Raw genomic sequence first — 15,136 nt, 5'->3', positions numbered from 1 at the left:
CGGTGAACGCGACGATGCAGGACGTCCTCGGGTCGGCCTCGTCACTCGACGAGGCCGACCACGAGTGGCTGCACCTGCTCGTCGGCGACTGGCAGCTGCTCGCCGACCTCGCCTTCGGCGACCTCATGATGTGGGTGCGCGGCGACGCCGGGTGGCAGGTCGCGGCGCACGTACGCCCGACGACGGGCGTCAGCCTGTTCGCCGACGACCTCGTCGGCGCCAGGCCGCAGGAACTCGACTCGTCGCAGACACAGGACGATGCCGATCGTGGTGGCGTCGCTGAGGTTGCTGCTCGCGCAGGCACCTCTGTCGAGCGGGGGCTGCGTGAGGGTGAAGCCCGCGCGGACGCCTCCGACGTGAGTGACGGCGTTGAGGACGCCGCCCGTTCGAACGATCTGCAGGTGGGCCTCGATCGCGCTCGCCTCCAGGGTGCGGAGACGCGCGTGGACATCGTGGTCGAAGGCGAGCCGGTCTCACGGCGCCTCGTGCCCGTGCGGCGCGGCGGACGCGTCATCGCGGTTCTCGGGTGCCACATGCGCCTGGGCAACGTGCGTCGCCGCGGCCGCCTGGAGACGCGCTACGTGGCGCTCGCGGAGGCGCTGTTCCGCATGATCGCCGAGGGCACCTTTCCCGACGGCGGCGGCGTCATGGGCGGTCGGGGAGGTGCGCCGCGCGTCGGCGACGGTGTCGTCGAGCTCGACGCGAGCGGTCGCGTCACCTACGCGAGCCCCAACGCGGTCTCGGCGCTCCGCAGGCTCGGGGTGGAGAGCAACATCCCCGGCCTGCTTCTCGCCACCGCGCTCGACGAACGCGGCGTCAAGGCGAGCGACGGGCCGGAGGAGGCCACCGTCGTGCTCGCGGGCCGCGCCCCCTGGCAGGCGGAGTTCCGGCGCGGCTCGGCCGCCGTCATGGTGCGTGCCGTGCCGCTCGTGGCCGGCGGACGCCGCCTCGGCGCGGCGCTGCTGCTGCGCGACATCACCGAGCTGCGCCGTCGCGACCGCGAACTGCTGACGAAGGACGCGACGATCCGCGAGATCCATCACCGCGTCAAGAACAACCTGCAGACGGTGGCCGCGGTGCTGCGCCTGCAGGCGCGCCGGCTGCCCGACGAGGAGGCCCGTCAGGCCCTCGCCGACGCGGGGCGCCGTGTCGGCGTCATCGCCGCGGTTCACGAGTCGCTCAGCGAGGGCTTCGGTGGCACGGTCGACTTCGACGACGTCGCTGCCCGCGGCCTCGCCTCGAGCATCGACGTGGCCCGCCGCTCGGACGCCTCGGTGGCCTCCCACCTCGACGGCTCCTTCGGTGTGCTCTCGAGCGAGGACGCGACGTCCCTCGCGATGGTCCTCGGCGAGCTCGTGCAGAACGCCGTCGAGCACGGCCTCGGGGACGCCGGCGGCAACGTCACCGTGCGGGCACGTCGCGACGGCGACCGGCTCGACGTCCACGTGATCGACGACGGCCGCGGCTACGAGCGCGGAGGTGCGCCCGGCGGCGAGCGTGGCGGTACCGGCCCGGACGCGCCGACAGGTGCGTCAGCACGCGTGCGCAGCGGGCTCGGGACGCAGATCGTCACGACGTTCGTCGAGGATCTGCACGGCGAGATCGCCTGGCATCGCCTCGAGGGCGGCGGCACCGACGCGCACTTCAGCGCCCGTCTGCGTCCAGTCCCTGCGTCGAACTGACCTACGTCAGCCGCGCCCCAAGTCCTCGATTCTCAACCATTACCCGGTGTGCGAATCCCGTCCCCATCGGCGATTTTCGTCTACCTTCGCGAATCCCGTCCCCATCGGCGATGTTCGTGCCCATGTGCGATCATCGGTCACAGTCGCTCATCGCCGTGTTCACCCGCCGGCGCGCAGATCCCAGCACCAGCAGCCGGGCCCGGACATGACAGAACTGGCGGTCACACCCAGGGTGTGCCGCCAGTCGTCGACGCGGGGCTCAGGTCAGCTGGCGCGGCGGGCGCGGGCGTTGCGGCGCTTGAGAGCGCGACGCTCGTCTTCCGAGAGGCCGCCCCAGACGCCTGCATCCTGACCGGATTCGAGAGCCCACTTCAGGCAGGTGTCGATCACTTCGCAGCGTCGGCACACAGCCTTGGCGTCTTCGATCTGCTGCAGGGCAGGGCCGGTGTTGCCGATCGGGAAGAAAAGCTCCGGGTCCTCGTCCAGGCACGCAGCGCGATTGCGCCAATCCATGTGGCTTGCTCCTTGATGTCTCCGCTGAAACCGGCGGGGTCGGTTCGAACGCTGCCGGGGTGCCGGCGTGTCCACAGTGCGACGCTGGGACGCGCTGCGGAGGTGTTCCGTTATAGGTTCACACCTGGCGCGGGCGAGCACAAGGGGTTTGCCCGAACTTTTTGTGTGCTTATGTGAGCTTTTGCTCACACGATGTTCGTAAATGTCGCGGCGTAAAGTGGAAGCGTGGACACCACCCGCTCGACGTCATCGATCCCCGCTCCCACCTGGAAGGGCTCGCGCGCCCATTGGCTCGCCGCCGCTACGGGCACGGCGATCTCGGCGGCCGCCATCCTCGTCATGGCCGTCATGTCGGTCGTGAGCGCCGTCACCGGATCGGCCAGCACGACGACGCGCGCCCTCACGGAGGCGGCCATGCTCGTCGTCCTCGGGGGAGCGGTGCTGGCCCTCGTCGTCGGCCTGGTGCGTGCCAAGTCACTGGTCAAGACCCCGACGCTGCTGTGGAACGCCATGCTCGTGCCGATCGGCTTCAGCCTCATGGACGGCGGTGCCGCCGCGCTCGGCATCGCGACCGTCGTCGTTGCTGTGGCGACGTTCGTCGTCGCGCTGCCGCTACCGCGCTACGAGGCGGACGTCGAGGACGGCGCGGCGCTCTGAGAGCCGGCGGGTGACGTCGGGGGACTCGCCGAGCCGCGGGACGTCGCAGAACTCGTCGCGCTCGACGACGCACCCGCATCCTTCGTCGACTCACCGGTTCGCAGCTTCGCGCCGAGCAGGTCGAGGAGCGCGGGCACGGTCTTCGTCGTGTACGCGCGGCGCGAATCGGCGTGCGAGTCGGCCAGCGTCGAGAAACCGATGCCGGAGAAACGAACGACCGCCGCAGCCTCCCCCGTGCGCACGAGCGCATAGGTCGTCGTCCCGTCGGTGAAGGAATCGCTGACGCCGTGCGCGCCCTCGCCGTAGAACGTGTAGAGACCGCGGTTGGCCTGGGCGCGCTTCTCGTGCAGGGCCTTGTCACGCTTCCAGGCGGCCTCGACGTCCTTCCACTCACCGGTGTGCGGCAGCGCGATGACGAAGTGGCTGCGGTCGTCAGAGGGTTCACCGGCGATGTTCAACTCGAGCGTGTCGTCGCTGCCGCTCACCCCGTCGAGGTGCGGGATGATCGGCGCGAGCTCGCCGCGGGTGAACAGTGACGTCGCGTCGGGCACGGAGGACGGGTCGACCGTCTTGCCGTCGAGGCGTAGCTGCAGCGGTTTGTCGACGTGCGTCGACCCAGCGGCGGCCGACGAGGAGGCAGATCCCGACGACGAGGCGCTGGGCGACGCGCCCGTGGTCGCGGACGACGGCGTCGCAGCGGACGTGCTCGTCGCCGCGGTGGGGGAGGAGGCCGGCGACGTCTCGGCCGAACCGGTCGTCGCGACGACGACGGGCAGGGCGGCGACGACGAGGCCGGCGACGGCGATCTTGGCGCGGGTTGACATGCCTCAAGCCTGTCACATCGTGGCCCGCCCGTTCGGCTGAGGTTCGTGCCGCAGGTGAACCTGGTGGCCGTGGGGCAGGACGAGCGCGCGCCCGGGCGGCATCGACGCCGGGATCTGAGCGGGACGCAGTCCTGCGAGTGAGTACTCCGTCGCGTCGTTCTGGCGCAGCACCAGCCTGACGTCGAGCAGCGCGCTGAGCTTCGAGGCGAGCACCTGCCGACCACCCGTGACGATGAACGTGTGTCCGTGACGGTGGCCTTCGCTGATGCGTTTCAGCAGGTCTTCGGCGGCCAGGCCGTGGTTGATACGCAGCAGCGTCGCGTGCAGGTCCTCCCATCCATCGATGACGACGACGCTCGACGGCCCCGCGGGGTGCGCCTCGGCGAGGTGCGTGAGCAGGCGGATGACGGCGTCCGCGTCGTCGGATGCGACGTGGACGTCGGCCGCGATCGGGTCGGTGGGGCCGACCCACCACGTCGATGCTGTGCGAGTCGTCGCGCCCGCGGCCGTGCCGCACACCGCCGCCCGGGCGAGCGCCGCGGCGGCGTTCGTCCGTCCGCTGCGAGGGGCTCCCGCGAGGCCGACGTGCACCCCGGCCGGCACGGTGACGGCGGGTTGGCTCTGCGCACCGGGCAGGTCGGCGATGCCGACGACGTGCGCCAGGCCGTCGTCCGTCGCAAACGCGTCGGCTGCTTTCGCGCGATCATGCCCGTCGCTCGAAGACGATGCGCCGAAAAGGGATTCGCTCCTGTCGCACACCGCCGTGTTCGAGTGAGGCGCCGGCGTCGGTCGCTCACCCGTCAGTGCGTCGAGACCGACGACGATCTTCGTCTCGGCGAGAAGTTCGTCGACATTCTCGGGCAGCGGCGGCAGCACGGGTCGGTGGATCGGTGGGAGCTGGTGTGCGGCGGCGAGGGCCTCGTCGACGAACATCCCGAGGTCGCTGCGGGCGCTCGTCCGTCCGGGGCGGCAGGCATCACATCCGTCGCGCAGTTCGTCCAGCCCCGAGGCAGTCACGACCGTGGGGTGGACGTGCACTGCCGCGGTGGTGCCGAGCTCGCGCGGCGCACCGCTGTAGGCGCTCTGGAACTCGACGGGAGCCTCACCGGCCGTCGCGAGGTACCCGCGCCCGGGGGTGCGCGCGGAGATGCGGGAGGCCAGGGGCGAGTCGATGACGTCGATGCTGTCGGAGCGTTCACGCACCCGCAGCGCGACGCGGACGTCGAGGTTGGCGCGCATGTCGGCGCTGACGGCGCCGCCGGGGCGTTGCGTCGCGAGGATGACGTGCATGCCGAGCGACCGTCCCACGGCCGCCAGACGCACCAAACCGGCGACGAAATCGGGCAGTTCGTCTGCCAGCACGCGGAATTCGTCGACGACGACGAAGAACCGCGGCAACGCTAGGTGGGCAGGCGCGGCGGCGAGATAGTCACGGTAGGAGGTCAGCCCGTGACGCCCGAGCAGATGCTCGCGGCGCCCGATCTCGGCGCGCAACGCCGTCAGAGCACGGGTCGCGAGACCATGGTCGAGGTCGGTGACGACGCCGACGACGTGCGGGGCCCGCGCGAGCGGGCCGAACGTCGCACCTCCCTTGTAGTCGATGAGCAGCGCGTTCACGTGCTCGGGGGAGTTGAGCGTGAACAGCCCGCGCAGGTACGTGAGCAGAAACTCGGACTTGCCCGATCCCGTCGTGCCCGCGACGAGGGCGTGTGGCCCGGTGCGGGCGAGGTCGAGCGTCATGATGCCGTCGTGATCGTGGCCGATCGGCACGTTCGTGCTCGGGGTGCGCCACGCGCCGGCCACGTCGGACGGCAGCAGGGCAGCGCTCGTCGAGGCGCGCAGCGGCGCGCTATTGCCACCGGTGGCGCCCGCAGCCCAGCGGCGGTGCAGCCGCATGACAGCGGGAAACCACGTCTCACCCGGGCTGTCGAGGGTGAACGTGTGCCCGCCCGGCAGGCGGGCGGCGCGGTGTCCCGCGGCGCACGTGACGCGGACCGTCGCGGCCAATGTCGTCACGCCCGTCTCGATGCTGGGTGGCTGCGCAGCCCCCACCCAGACGACGGCCGCGCCGGCGATGACGAGGCGTCGCGCGAGGCGCGTAGCGTCGGCGCTGCCGGCTTCGAGCACGACGAGGGGGAGGTCGTCACTGCCGGGGCGACGCACCCCGTCGTCGAGTCGTGCGAGGAGGGTCTCCGGCACGCTCGTGTGGACGTGAACACGCGCCGAATCGAGCGCCCAGGCCCAGCGTCGCGACGCCGCTTGCCGGGTGACGACGACGGGCGGGGCGTCAGTCGGATCGTGCAGGACGGCGAGTTGCGCGACGACGAGTTCGAGGACTTGCGGTGTCGTAGCCGCATCGGCGTCGAGATGGACGAGGCCGCCCGGCGCCACGACGAGGGTGACGGGTGCCTCGTTGAGCCCGAGCGGGCGTGCCGAGCCGTTGCGGGCGAGGCGGTGTGCGGATGGCGCGTCACCGTACCCGAGACGCAGCAGACGTGCGCTCGGCCCGCGTCGCAGGCCGAGCCCGTCGCGGGAGCCGGCGGCGACGGCGAGCAATTGGTCGGGGCTCGGCGCCAGGCGCAGGAGAGTGACGACTTCCGCGTCGAGCGCATCAGCGACGCGCCGGCCGACGTCCTGCACTTCGCGCGCATGGTCGCGGGCTGCGCTGCGCCCACCTCGACGTCCGCGACGGCGGTCGTCGAGGTGCGTGGCCACCATGACCAGCGGGCCCACGAGCATGAAGCACAACATGTAGGCCGCGTGCATGACGATCGCGAGAACCAGTGCGACGGGCACCGGGGCGAGCACCGCGATCCAGCGCAGCGGCACCCGACGTGGGGGTGTCGGGGCCGCGGGCCACTCGAACGTCCGCGGTTCGGGCAGACAGTTCGACGTCCCGGCGCGCAGGGCTGAGCCGGCGTTTGCAGGGGCGGCACTCATGGGGTCGGTTTCCGCAGGTTTGATGCCGGAGAGATCGGACCCCGCAAGGTCAGGAGGTGCTGGCTCAGCATTCGCCAGGTCGAGACGCAGCACGCTGGCGCCGAGACGCACTGATTCGCCCACACGCCAGGGGTGGCCCACGTGCGGTTGGAGGCGCGCCCCGCGGCTCGTCACGCCGTTGCTGCTGCCGAGGTCGGTGATCGTCACCTGCCCGCGCGCGACGCTGACGAGGGCGTGTCGACGTGAAGCGAGGGAATCGTCGCCGAGCAGGTGATGGTGGCGTCCGAGGGTGACGTGGCCGGCGGCGAGGGGGAGCGCACAGCCCTGATGCGGGCCGCTCGCGCTGACGAGCGTCAGGATGGCCGCGTGCTCTTCCTCGTCCGGGCGGCGGGGTGGTTCGAGCAGCGCGCCGTCGACGAGCGGTGCTCGGCCGAGGACGTCGTCGTCACGGATCGCTCGACCGGCGTGCGTCGGCGCGTAGGGAAGGTCGAGTGCGGGGCGGATCGCGGCGAAGGGTGTGCCGTCGGGGGCATCGACGACGATCGGGTCGCTGGGGGAGCCGTCAGCGGTGACGACGGCCAGGCGGATGCTGGTGCTCACCTGTCCAGCCTGCGGCCTGCGACATCGCGCCGTCGGAACTGATCTGCACCTGTGGACAACGCTCGTGCCGGAGCCAGAACGGGTGCTTTGGTAAGACTTTGGTAAGAGTTTTTCCGAAACCCCCTTCGGCCCCGCGCGGCCTCTTTGATGGCTCCTGAGAGCAGGCATCGAAGAGGAGAGACGATGACGATCACGCTCATCGAGGACGAGGTGCGGGAGCAGTTGCGCGCCAAGGCCATCGACCCAGGAGCCGACCCCGAGGCGGTGCGTGGCGTCATCGCCGACGTCGTCGCCGCGACGGAGGTCGCCCGCGCCCGGGCGGGTCTGCCGGCGTCGTCGCGTTCGACGAGCGAGGCGAAGGCCGTGTTCGACGCCGTCGCGGGCTACGGGCCGCTGCAGGAGTACCTCGACGACCCCAGCGTCGAGGAAATTTGGTTGAACGAACCCGCGCGGGTCTTCGTCGCGCGCTCCGGGGTCTCCGAACTGACGCCGACGATCCTGACGCATGACCAGATCCGCGTTCTCGTCGAACGAATGCTGCGCACGTCGGGGCGGCGTCTCGACCTCAGCTCGCCCTTCGTCGATGCCTCGCTCCCGGACGGCTCGCGCCTTCACGTCGCGATTCCGGACGTGACCCGCGAGTACTGGGCGATCAACATTCGAAAATTCGTCGCGACGAGTCATTCGATGGACGAGCTCGTCAACCGCGGGTCACTGTCGCCGGGGTTGGCGGCCATCCTCGCGGCGTGCGTCAAGGCAGGGCTCAACGTCCTCGTCTCCGGTCAGACGCAGGCCGGAAAAACGACGATGTTGAACTGCCTCGCGAGTGCCATTCCGCAGACCGAGCGCGTCATCACGTGCGAGGAGGTCTTCGAGGTGCAGCTCGCGGCGCGTGACTGGGTCGCGCTCCAGTGCCGTCAGCCCAACCTCGAGGGTTCGGGCGAGGTGACGCTGCGCATGCTCGTCAAAGAGGCGCTGCGCATGCGGCCGTCGCGACTCGTCGTGGGGGAGGTTCGTCAGGCCGAGTCGCTCGACCTGTTGCTCGCACTCAACTCGGGTCTGCCGGGTCTCGCGACGCTGCACGCCAACTCGGCCCGCGAGGCGCTCACGAAACTCTGCACGTTACCGCTGCTCGCGGGCCCCAACATCTCGCCCTCGTTCGTCGTCCCGACGGTCGCGTCGGCGATCGACGTCGTCGTCCACCTCGGCCTCGATCGGCACGGGCGACGCTCCGTGCGCGAGGTCGTGCGCGTCACCGGACGAGTCGAGGGCGACACCGTCGAGACGATCCCGCTGTTCACCGAGGGCCAGGTCGGTTTCCCGCGCCTGTTGCCCGCGCTCGACGGAGAGGTTCGCTTCGCTCGCGCCGGCATCGACGTCGCCGCTCTCGCCGCCGAGGTGAACGCCGCGTGACGCGCCTGCTCAGCGCCGCCGCCGTCGGCACCGCCCTACTGCTCATGTGGCGGGCGATGACGTCCCCGGCTCCGCCGCGCCCCCTTCACGGTCTGCGCCGCAGCCGCCGGTACGCCGCGGTGCGTGAACTGCTCGACCAGTCCGGGCTCGTCACCTGGCGCGTGCGCACTCTCGTCGCCGCGTGCCTGGGCGCGGCGACCGTGGCCTTCTGCCTCGGCTTCGTCATCACCGGCGTGCCAGCCCTCGCCGTCGTCCTCGCGTGCGTCGGTGGGTGGGCACCTGCAGCATTCGTCCGGGGCCGGGCGACGAGCCTGCGCCGCCGCCGGCGTGAGGCCTGGCCCGATGCCGTCGACCATGTCGCCTCCGCCGTCCGCGCCGGCCTGTCGATCCCCGAAGCGCTGCGCCAACTGTCGTTGCACGGCCCGGAGGTGCTGCGTGAGGACTTCGCCGCCTTCGCCCGCCACGACGCGGCGCACGGCCGGTTCGACGACTCGCTCGACGTCCTCAAGGCCCGCCTTGCCGACCCGGCCGCCGATCGGCTCATCGAGTCGCTGCGCCTCGCCCGCAACGTCGGCGGCAGCGACGTCGGTCGCCTGCTTCGCACCCTCAGCTCCTTCCTGCGTGAGGACGCCTCGACGCGCGCCGAACTCGCCGCCAAGCAGAGCTGGACGGTGAGCGCGGCACGGTTGGCGCTCGCCGCACCGTGGCTCGCGTTGTGCGTCGTCGGTTTCCGCGGTGAGGGGCTGGCGGCCTACCGCACACCGCAGGGGGTGCTCGTGCTCGTCGCCGGAGCGCTCGTGTCGTGGATCGCGTACGTCGCGATGAAGGCCATCGGGCGTCTGCCTCACGAGGAACGGGTCATGCGATGACGACACCAGCCGCGCTGTCGGCCGCCGCCATCGGGCTGGGGCTCGCACTGGTCGGCATCTGGGTGGCGCGCCCGCGCGTCAGCGTACTCGAGCAGCGTCTCGAGGCAATGCTCGCCGTAGACTCACCCGCCGCCGCGCCGCGTCGCGGTCTCGACGCCGTCGCGGCGGCCCTGGCGCGCCTGCTCGGGCGGGTCCTGGGCGGCGCCGATCACGTGCGCTCCCGGATGGAGCGCGCGGGCCTCGTCCCGGACGTCGACACGTTCCGCACGAGCCAGGCCCTGTGGGCGATGACGGGCTTCGCCGGCGCGGCGTGCATCGTCCTCGTCACGGGCAACTCGACGCGCGGACCGCTGTCTGCCTCGGCGCTCGTGCTGCTCGCCGCCGGGTTCGGTGTCGTACTGCGCGATCAGCAGCTCACCCGGCTCGCCGAGAGGCGCGAGGCCCGCATGATCGTCGAGTTCCCCGCGATCGCCGACATGCTCGCCCTCGCCGTCGCCGCCGGCCAGGGCCCGCTCGGCGCGCTCGAACACGTCACGACTCTGTGCCGCGGCCCCCTCGCCGAGGAACTGCGCACCGCCCTCGAGCAGGCGCGCGCCGGTACTCCGTTGTCCGACGCGCTGGCCGGCGTCGCGCGGCGTACGAGCGTCGTCAGCGTGGCGCGCTTCGTCGAGGGCGTCATCGTCGCACTCGAGCGTGGCACGCCACTCGCCGACGTCCTGCGCGCGCAGGCCCAGGACGCGCGCGAGAGCGTGCGCACCGAGCTCGTCGAGAAAGCCGGCCGCAAGGAGGTCGTCATGATGGCGCCCGTCGTCTTCCTCGTCCTGCCCGTCACGGTGCTGTTCGCCGTGTACCCCGGGCTCGCAGCTCTCGATCTGACGCTGTGATGCCTCCCCACGACTCCCGCGAACGCTCGCGGGCCACACCCCGACGAAAGGTCACCTCCCATGAACCGCATCCTCAGTGCCCGCTCTGCTCTGCGACGACGCGTCGCGCTCACCCTCCGACCGGTGAACGGGACGGACAGCGACGGCGAGCGCGGCGACGTGCCGGGCTGGGTGCTCGTCACGCTCATGACGGCGGGCCTCGTCACGCTGTTGTGGCAGACGGCCGGGCCGCTGCTGCAGACGATGTTCACGAGCGCCATGAGCAAGGTCTCCGGCGGCTGAACCGCATCACGGCCGCGATGCGCTTCCGGGTCGCGTGGCGGGACGAGCGCGGATCCGCGGTCGCCGAGAACGCGATGACGAGCGTCGTCATCGTCGCCGTCTTCCTGCTCGTATGCCAGTTCGCCTACGCCGCGCACGTGCGGTCGTCGCTGACGATGGCGGCGGCCGAAGCGGCCCGCGCGGGCGCTCGCGTCGATGGAGGCGTCGACGCCGCTCAGGCGAAGGCACGCGACCTGCTCGCCGAGGGTGGCGGCCGGCACGCACGCGTGAGCGCCGGGTCGACGAGCGAGGCGGGCGTCGCGGTCATGCGCGTCGACATCACCGCCCAGGTGCCCGTGCTCGGCCCGTTCGGCGTCGGACTCGACCTGCACACCAGCGGGCGAGCCGTCATCGAGGACCGCGGCCCATGAGGGCCCGTCGAGACGTGGCCGCCGCGGCCCAAGGTGCGGGCCGCCTGGGACGAAGCCCCGGTGGTCCTGACCAGCGTGGCGCAGAAGGCGGCGTAGCGGACACGAGAGGTCATGGCCTCGATGCGGACGAAGGGTCGGCGCTCGTCGAGGCGATCGTCGTCATCGCGGTGTTGTTGTTGCCGCTGCTGTGGGTCGCGACGTCTCTCGTCCGTGTCGAGGCGGCGTCGTTCGCGGTGCGCTCGGCGGCCCGTGAGGCGGCGCGCACATACGTGACGGCGCCCTCTTCGGGCGCGGGCAGCGTGCGCGCGAATGTCGCGGCGCGTCTCGCGTTCGAGGATCAGCGCAGCCCCGTCGGCACGGCGACGATCACCTGCACGGCGAGCCCGTGCCTGACGCCCGGCGCTCAGGTCAGTGCGACGGCGCGCACGAGCGTCGGCCTGCCGTTCGTGCCGCGATGGCTCAGCGGCCCCGCGGGGCTCGAGATCCACCTGAGCTCTCGGCACGTCGAGAAGGTCGAACAGTACGGAGGGCAACGGTGACTCCCGCACCTGACGCGTGCGCCACGAGGCGTGACGCCCTCAGCGGACCCCTGCGCCACATGCCGGCGAGGCTCAGACAGCTCGCCTCGTCCCTCGTGAACCGAACGCGCGCCGACGACGGCGGGATCGCCCTTCTCGGCATCGGGCTGTGTACGTGCGTCGTCATGCTGCTGCTCGGCGGTATCTGCGTGCACACCGCGCAGGTGGCGCGCGTCGACGTCCTCGACGCCGCCGACCATGCGGGCGCCGCAGCCGCCGACCGCATCTCGGTCGCGCATGCCTACGCTCACGGCGTCGAGGCGCCGCAGCTCGACGCGGCATCGGTGCGCGCCGAGGCGCAGGCGGCGCTGTCCGCTACCGAGCGCCCGGCGCACGTCACGTCGTGGAGCCTGACGTCGGCGAGCGTCGACGGCAAGGATCTCGTGCTCGCCGTCGCGGCCGTCGTCGACCCGCCGGCGGTCGGGGGAGCGCTGTCTGCGCTCGGTGCACCGATCACCGTTCACGTCACCACGCGGGCCGAAGCGCACTTCGAACGATGAGTGTTCACTCGCCGGTTGGGGCGCGGCCCGTCACAGGCGATACTCTGGAAGGCGTGGCTGTCGACTTTCCCAACGAAATCAAGAACCTGCGCACGACGATGGCGTCGGTGCGCGAGGTGCTCGACCTCGAGAAGCTGAAGAAGCAGATCGTCGACCTCGAGGAGCAGTCCGCGGCCCCCGATCTGTGGGACGACCCGGATGCGGCGCAGAAGATCACCTCCGCGCTGTCGCGCGCGAACGCCGAGAACGACCGCGTCGAGAACATGGACGCGGCGATCGACGACCTCGAGGTGCTCGTCGAGATGGGCACCGAGGAGAACGACGCCGACACCCTCGCCGAGGCCGAGCGCGAACTGAAGAAGCTGCAGAAGGCCGTCGGCGAACTCGAGGTGCGCACCCTGCTCAACGGCGAGTTCGACGAGCGCGAGGCCGTCGTCACGATCCGCGCCGGCGCCGGTGGCGTCGACGCCGCCGACTTCGCCGAGATGCTCATGCGCATGTACCTGCGCTGGGCCGAGCGTCACGGCTACCCGACGAAGGTCATGGACACCTCCTACGCCGAAGAGGCGGGCCTCAAGTCCGTCACGTTCGAGGTCAACGTGCCCTACGCGTTCGGCAACCTGTCGGTCGAGGCCGGCACGCACCGTCTCGTGCGCATCTCGCCGTTCGACAACCAGGGCCGACGTCAGACGTCGTTCGCCGCCGTCGAGGTCGTGCCGCTCATCGAGACGACCGACACGATCGAGATCCCCGAGAACGAGCTGAAGATCGACGTGTTCCGCTCCTCGGGCCCCGGTGGCCAGAGCGTCAACACGACCGACTCGGCTGTGCGCATGACGCACATCCCGACCGGCACCGTCGTGTCGATGCAGAACGAGAAGAGCCAGATCCAGAACCGCGCCGCCGCGCTGCGCGTCATGCAGTCCCGCCTGCTGCTGCTCAAGAAGCAGGAGGAGGACGCGCAGAAGAAGGAACTCGCCGGCGACATCAAGGCGAGCTGGGGCGACCAGATGCGCTCCTACGTCCTGCACCCCTACCAGATGGTCAAGGATCTGCGCACCGAGTACGAGGTCGGCAACACCTCCGGCGTGTTCGACGGCGACATTGACGGGTTCATCGAGGCCGGCATCCGTTGGAAGCGCGCCGCCGCTCGCGACGCCGAGTGACACCGGCTCACACGCGGGGTAGGTAGCGAGCACGCATCGAGCACGGCGGGGGAGCCATGATTCGTTTCGACCATGTGAGTCTGACGTACGGCAGAAAGCTGGCGCCTGCGCTCGACGACGTCAGCTTCGACATCGAGCGCGGCGAGTTCGTCTTCCTCGTCGGCCAGTCCGGCTCGGGCAAGAGCTCGCTCATGCGTCTCATGACGCACGAGGTGACGGCGACGTCCGGCCAGATCCACATCGCCGGGCGAGACCTCATGACGATGCCGCGCCGCAAGGTGCCGTCGCTGCGCCGCGACATCGGCGTCGTTTTTCAGGATTTCCGGCTGCTCGAGAACAAGACGGTCGCCGAGAACGTCGCGTTCGTCCTCGAGATCCTCGGCTGGCGTCGGGGCGCGGTGCGCACGGCCGTGCCCGAGGCGCTCGAACTCGTCGGCCTCGCCGAGAAGTCGCGCCGCTTCCCGCACGAACTCTCCGGCGGTGAGCAGCAGCGCGTCGCCATCGCGCGCGCCGTCGTCAAGCAGCCCGCCATCCTGCTCGCAGACGAACCGACCGGCAACCTCGACCCCGAGAACTCCGAAGAGGTCGTCGGCGTGCTCGACCGCGTCAACCGCACGAGCACGACGCTCGTCATGGCAACGCACGACAACTCGCTCGTCGACCGCCTGCAGCGGCGCGTCATCGAGATGAGCGACGGCCGTCTCGTGCGCGACTCGACCGGCGGCTACCGCTCCGAGGCCACCTCACGACGCTCCGGCGCGCGCCGCCTCGACGCCGTCGCAGAACAGGGCGGCCGCGACAGTCACGACGCCCACGACGATCCGTCAGCTCTCGACGGCACGACCACCGCAATCCCGGGCGCCCGCGCCACGCGCCGGGGGCGCGACATCACGGGAGCTGCGTCGTGAACCTGCGTTTCCTCGCCTCCGAGGTCGGTCAGGGGGTGCGTCGCAACACCTCGATGATCGCCTCGGTCGTACTCGTGTCGATGGTGTCGATGATCTTCGTCGGTGCCGGGCTGCTCGCGCAGCGTCAGGTTGAGGCCGCCAAGGGCGACTGGTATGACAAGGTCCACGCGTTCGTGTTCCTGTGCACCGACTCCGACACGGGCGTCGCCTCGTGCGCCGGCGGCAAGGCGAGCGCAGCGCAGACCGAGACGGTGCGCAGCAACCTGACGAACCTCGCGCCGCTCGTCACGAAGGTCGACTACAGGACGAGCGAGCAGGCCGTCGCGATGTTCCGCGAGCAGTACCACGACTCGCCGTACGTCAGCAGCGTCGACGCCTCGTCGATGCCCGCATTCTTCGAGGTGCGCCTCGACGACCCACGGCGTTTCGACGAGATAGCGAGCGGATTCACCGGCATGCCGGGCGTCGCGCACGTGAGCAACCTGCACGAGGTGCTCGCGCCGTTCTTCTCGTTCCTCACGATGCTCGGCGTCGGCTCGGCAATCATCGCGACGCTCATGGTCGTGTGCTGCGTGCTGCTCATGGTGACGACGATCCGGCAGGTGGCGTTCACGCGGCGCCGGCAGGTCGGCATCATGCGCCTCGTCGGTGCCTCGAGCGCGACGATCTACCTGCCGTTCGTGGCCGAGGTGCTGCTCGCCTCGCTCGTCGGCGCGACCCTTGCCTCGGCCATGCTGTGGGCGATGGTCCACTTCGGCGTGAGCAGCCTCGCCGGCTCCGGGGGCGGCTTCGTCAATCTCGTCGGGGACGGCGACGTCCTCGCCGTCGTGCCGTGGCTGTACCTCGGCGCGCTCCTGCTCGCCGTCGTCACGTCGTGGCTCACGCTGCGTCGCTACCTCAAGGTGTGACG

General features: G+C 70.8%; 15 protein-coding genes. 12 read left to right on the top strand and 3 right to left on the bottom strand.

Annotated features, from left to right (window positions below):
• Positions 1–2 precede the first annotated feature (2 nt).
• Complete coding sequence (locus tag DYE07_RS12940) at positions 3–1,682, top strand: sensor histidine kinase (protein WP_074045524.1); 1,680 nt, start codon at positions 3–5, stop codon at positions 1,680–1,682.
• Positions 1,683–1,946: 264 nt separating this feature from the next.
• On the opposite strand, the gene DYE07_RS12935 is transcribed toward DYE07_RS12940, so the two are convergent.
• Entirely contained in the window at positions 1,947–2,195 is a 249-nt protein-coding gene (locus DYE07_RS12935; protein WP_006943843.1) for a WhiB family transcriptional regulator, read from the bottom strand.
• Between the two features lie 225 nt (positions 2,196–2,420).
• Here DYE07_RS12935 and DYE07_RS12925 point away from each other — a divergent pair, with 225 nt between their 5' ends.
• Positions 2,421–2,852, top strand: coding sequence for a hypothetical protein (locus DYE07_RS12925; protein ID WP_006943863.1), 432 nt, complete (start codon positions 2,421–2,423; stop codon positions 2,850–2,852).
• Here DYE07_RS12925 and DYE07_RS12920 read toward each other — a convergent pair.
• Together DYE07_RS12920 and DYE07_RS12915 are read right to left on the bottom strand one after the other, a co-directional pair.
• Positions 2,816–3,676, bottom strand: coding sequence for a hypothetical protein (locus DYE07_RS12920; protein WP_074040685.1), 861 nt, complete (start codon positions 3,674–3,676; stop codon positions 2,816–2,818). The genes DYE07_RS12925 and DYE07_RS12920 overlap by 37 nt on opposite strands.
• Positions 3,677–3,688: 12 nt before the next feature.
• The gene (locus DYE07_RS12915) at positions 3,689–7,216 is read right to left on the bottom strand and encodes an FtsK/SpoIIIE domain-containing protein (RefSeq protein WP_170957152.1); all 3,528 of its coding nucleotides are present in this window, start codon (positions 7,214–7,216) and stop codon (positions 3,689–3,691) included.
• Positions 7,217–7,399: 183 nt separating this feature from the next.
• Here DYE07_RS12915 and DYE07_RS12910 point away from each other — a divergent pair, with 183 nt between their 5' ends.
• The 10 genes from DYE07_RS12910 to ftsX all read left to right on the top strand — a co-directional run bounded on the left by DYE07_RS12910 (position 7,400) and on the right by ftsX (position 15,134).
• The gene (locus DYE07_RS12910) at positions 7,400–8,629 is read left to right on the top strand and encodes a TadA family conjugal transfer-associated ATPase (protein WP_006943851.1); all 1,230 of its coding nucleotides are present in this window, start codon (positions 7,400–7,402) and stop codon (positions 8,627–8,629) included.
• Positions 8,626–9,498, top strand: coding sequence for a type II secretion system F family protein (locus DYE07_RS12905; RefSeq protein WP_006943852.1), 873 nt, complete (start codon positions 8,626–8,628; stop codon positions 9,496–9,498). The genes DYE07_RS12910 and DYE07_RS12905 overlap by 4 nt, the downstream gene beginning before the upstream one ends.
• On the top strand, positions 9,495–10,382 hold the full coding sequence (locus DYE07_RS12900) for a type II secretion system F family protein (protein ID WP_006943844.1): 888 nt from the start codon (positions 9,495–9,497) through the stop codon (positions 10,380–10,382). Before DYE07_RS12905 ends, DYE07_RS12900 begins: the two co-directional genes overlap by 4 nt.
• Before the next feature lie 60 nt (positions 10,383–10,442).
• Entirely contained in the window at positions 10,443–10,664 is a 222-nt protein-coding gene (locus DYE07_RS12895) for a hypothetical protein (RefSeq protein ID WP_006943854.1), read from the top strand.
• Between the two features lie 17 nt (positions 10,665–10,681).
• Positions 10,682–11,074: a TadE/TadG family type IV pilus assembly protein gene (locus DYE07_RS12890; protein WP_006943860.1), complete on the top strand. Its 393-nt coding sequence runs from the start codon at positions 10,682–10,684 to the stop codon at positions 11,072–11,074.
• Positions 11,071–11,613 (top strand): pilus assembly protein, encoded by a 543-nt coding sequence (locus tag DYE07_RS12885; protein WP_136788093.1) that lies wholly within the window; start codon positions 11,071–11,073, stop codon positions 11,611–11,613. The genes DYE07_RS12890 and DYE07_RS12885 overlap by 4 nt, the downstream gene beginning before the upstream one ends.
• Positions 11,614–11,708: 95 nt before the next feature.
• Positions 11,709–12,152 carry a hypothetical protein gene (locus DYE07_RS14835; protein ID WP_156445003.1) on the top strand — a complete coding sequence of 148 codons (444 nt, stop codon included), beginning with the start codon at positions 11,709–11,711 and terminating at the stop codon, positions 12,150–12,152.
• A gap of 53 nt (positions 12,153–12,205) precedes the next feature.
• Complete coding sequence (gene prfB / locus DYE07_RS12875; protein WP_006943864.1) at positions 12,206–13,318, top strand: peptide chain release factor 2; 1,113 nt, start codon at positions 12,206–12,208, stop codon at positions 13,316–13,318.
• 56 nt (positions 13,319–13,374) lie between these two features.
• A complete protein-coding gene (ftsE, locus tag DYE07_RS12870) occupies positions 13,375–14,226 on the top strand; it encodes a cell division ATP-binding protein FtsE (RefSeq protein ID WP_115297223.1) in 852 nt (283 codons plus the stop codon).
• Positions 14,223–15,134, top strand: a complete 912-nt coding sequence (gene ftsX, locus DYE07_RS12865) for a permease-like cell division protein FtsX (protein ID WP_115297222.1) — start codon at positions 14,223–14,225, stop codon at positions 15,132–15,134. The genes ftsE and ftsX overlap by 4 nt, the downstream gene beginning before the upstream one ends.
• Positions 15,135–15,136 lie beyond the last annotated feature (2 nt).

Origin of the sequence: Dermacoccus nishinomiyaensis (assembly GCF_900447535.1) — a bacterium.
GTDB classification, from domain to species: domain Bacteria; phylum Actinomycetota; class Actinomycetes; order Actinomycetales; family Dermatophilaceae; genus Dermacoccus; species Dermacoccus nishinomiyaensis.
This window is presented reverse-complemented; position numbering and strand designations above follow the sequence as displayed.

Coding starts and splice junctions, on each gene's coding strand:
- DYE07_RS12935 (WP_006943843.1), bottom strand. CDS start 2,195: ATGGATTGGCGCAATCGCGCTGCGTGCCTGGACGAGGACCCGGAGCTT.
- DYE07_RS12920 (WP_074040685.1), bottom strand. CDS start 3,676: ATGTCAACCCGCGCCAAGATCGCCGTCGCCGGCCTCGTCGTCGCCGCC.
- DYE07_RS12910 (WP_006943851.1), top strand. CDS start 7,400: ATGACGATCACGCTCATCGAGGACGAGGTGCGGGAGCAGTTGCGCGCC.
- DYE07_RS12900 (WP_006943844.1), top strand. CDS start 9,495: ATGACGACACCAGCCGCGCTGTCGGCCGCCGCCATCGGGCTGGGGCTC.
- DYE07_RS12895 (WP_006943854.1), top strand. CDS start 10,443: ATGAACCGCATCCTCAGTGCCCGCTCTGCTCTGCGACGACGCGTCGCG.
- DYE07_RS12890 (WP_006943860.1), top strand. CDS start 10,682: ATGCGCTTCCGGGTCGCGTGGCGGGACGAGCGCGGATCCGCGGTCGCC.
- DYE07_RS12885 (WP_136788093.1), top strand. CDS start 11,071: ATGAGGGCCCGTCGAGACGTGGCCGCCGCGGCCCAAGGTGCGGGCCGC.
- ftsE (WP_115297223.1), top strand. CDS start 13,375: ATGATTCGTTTCGACCATGTGAGTCTGACGTACGGCAGAAAGCTGGCG.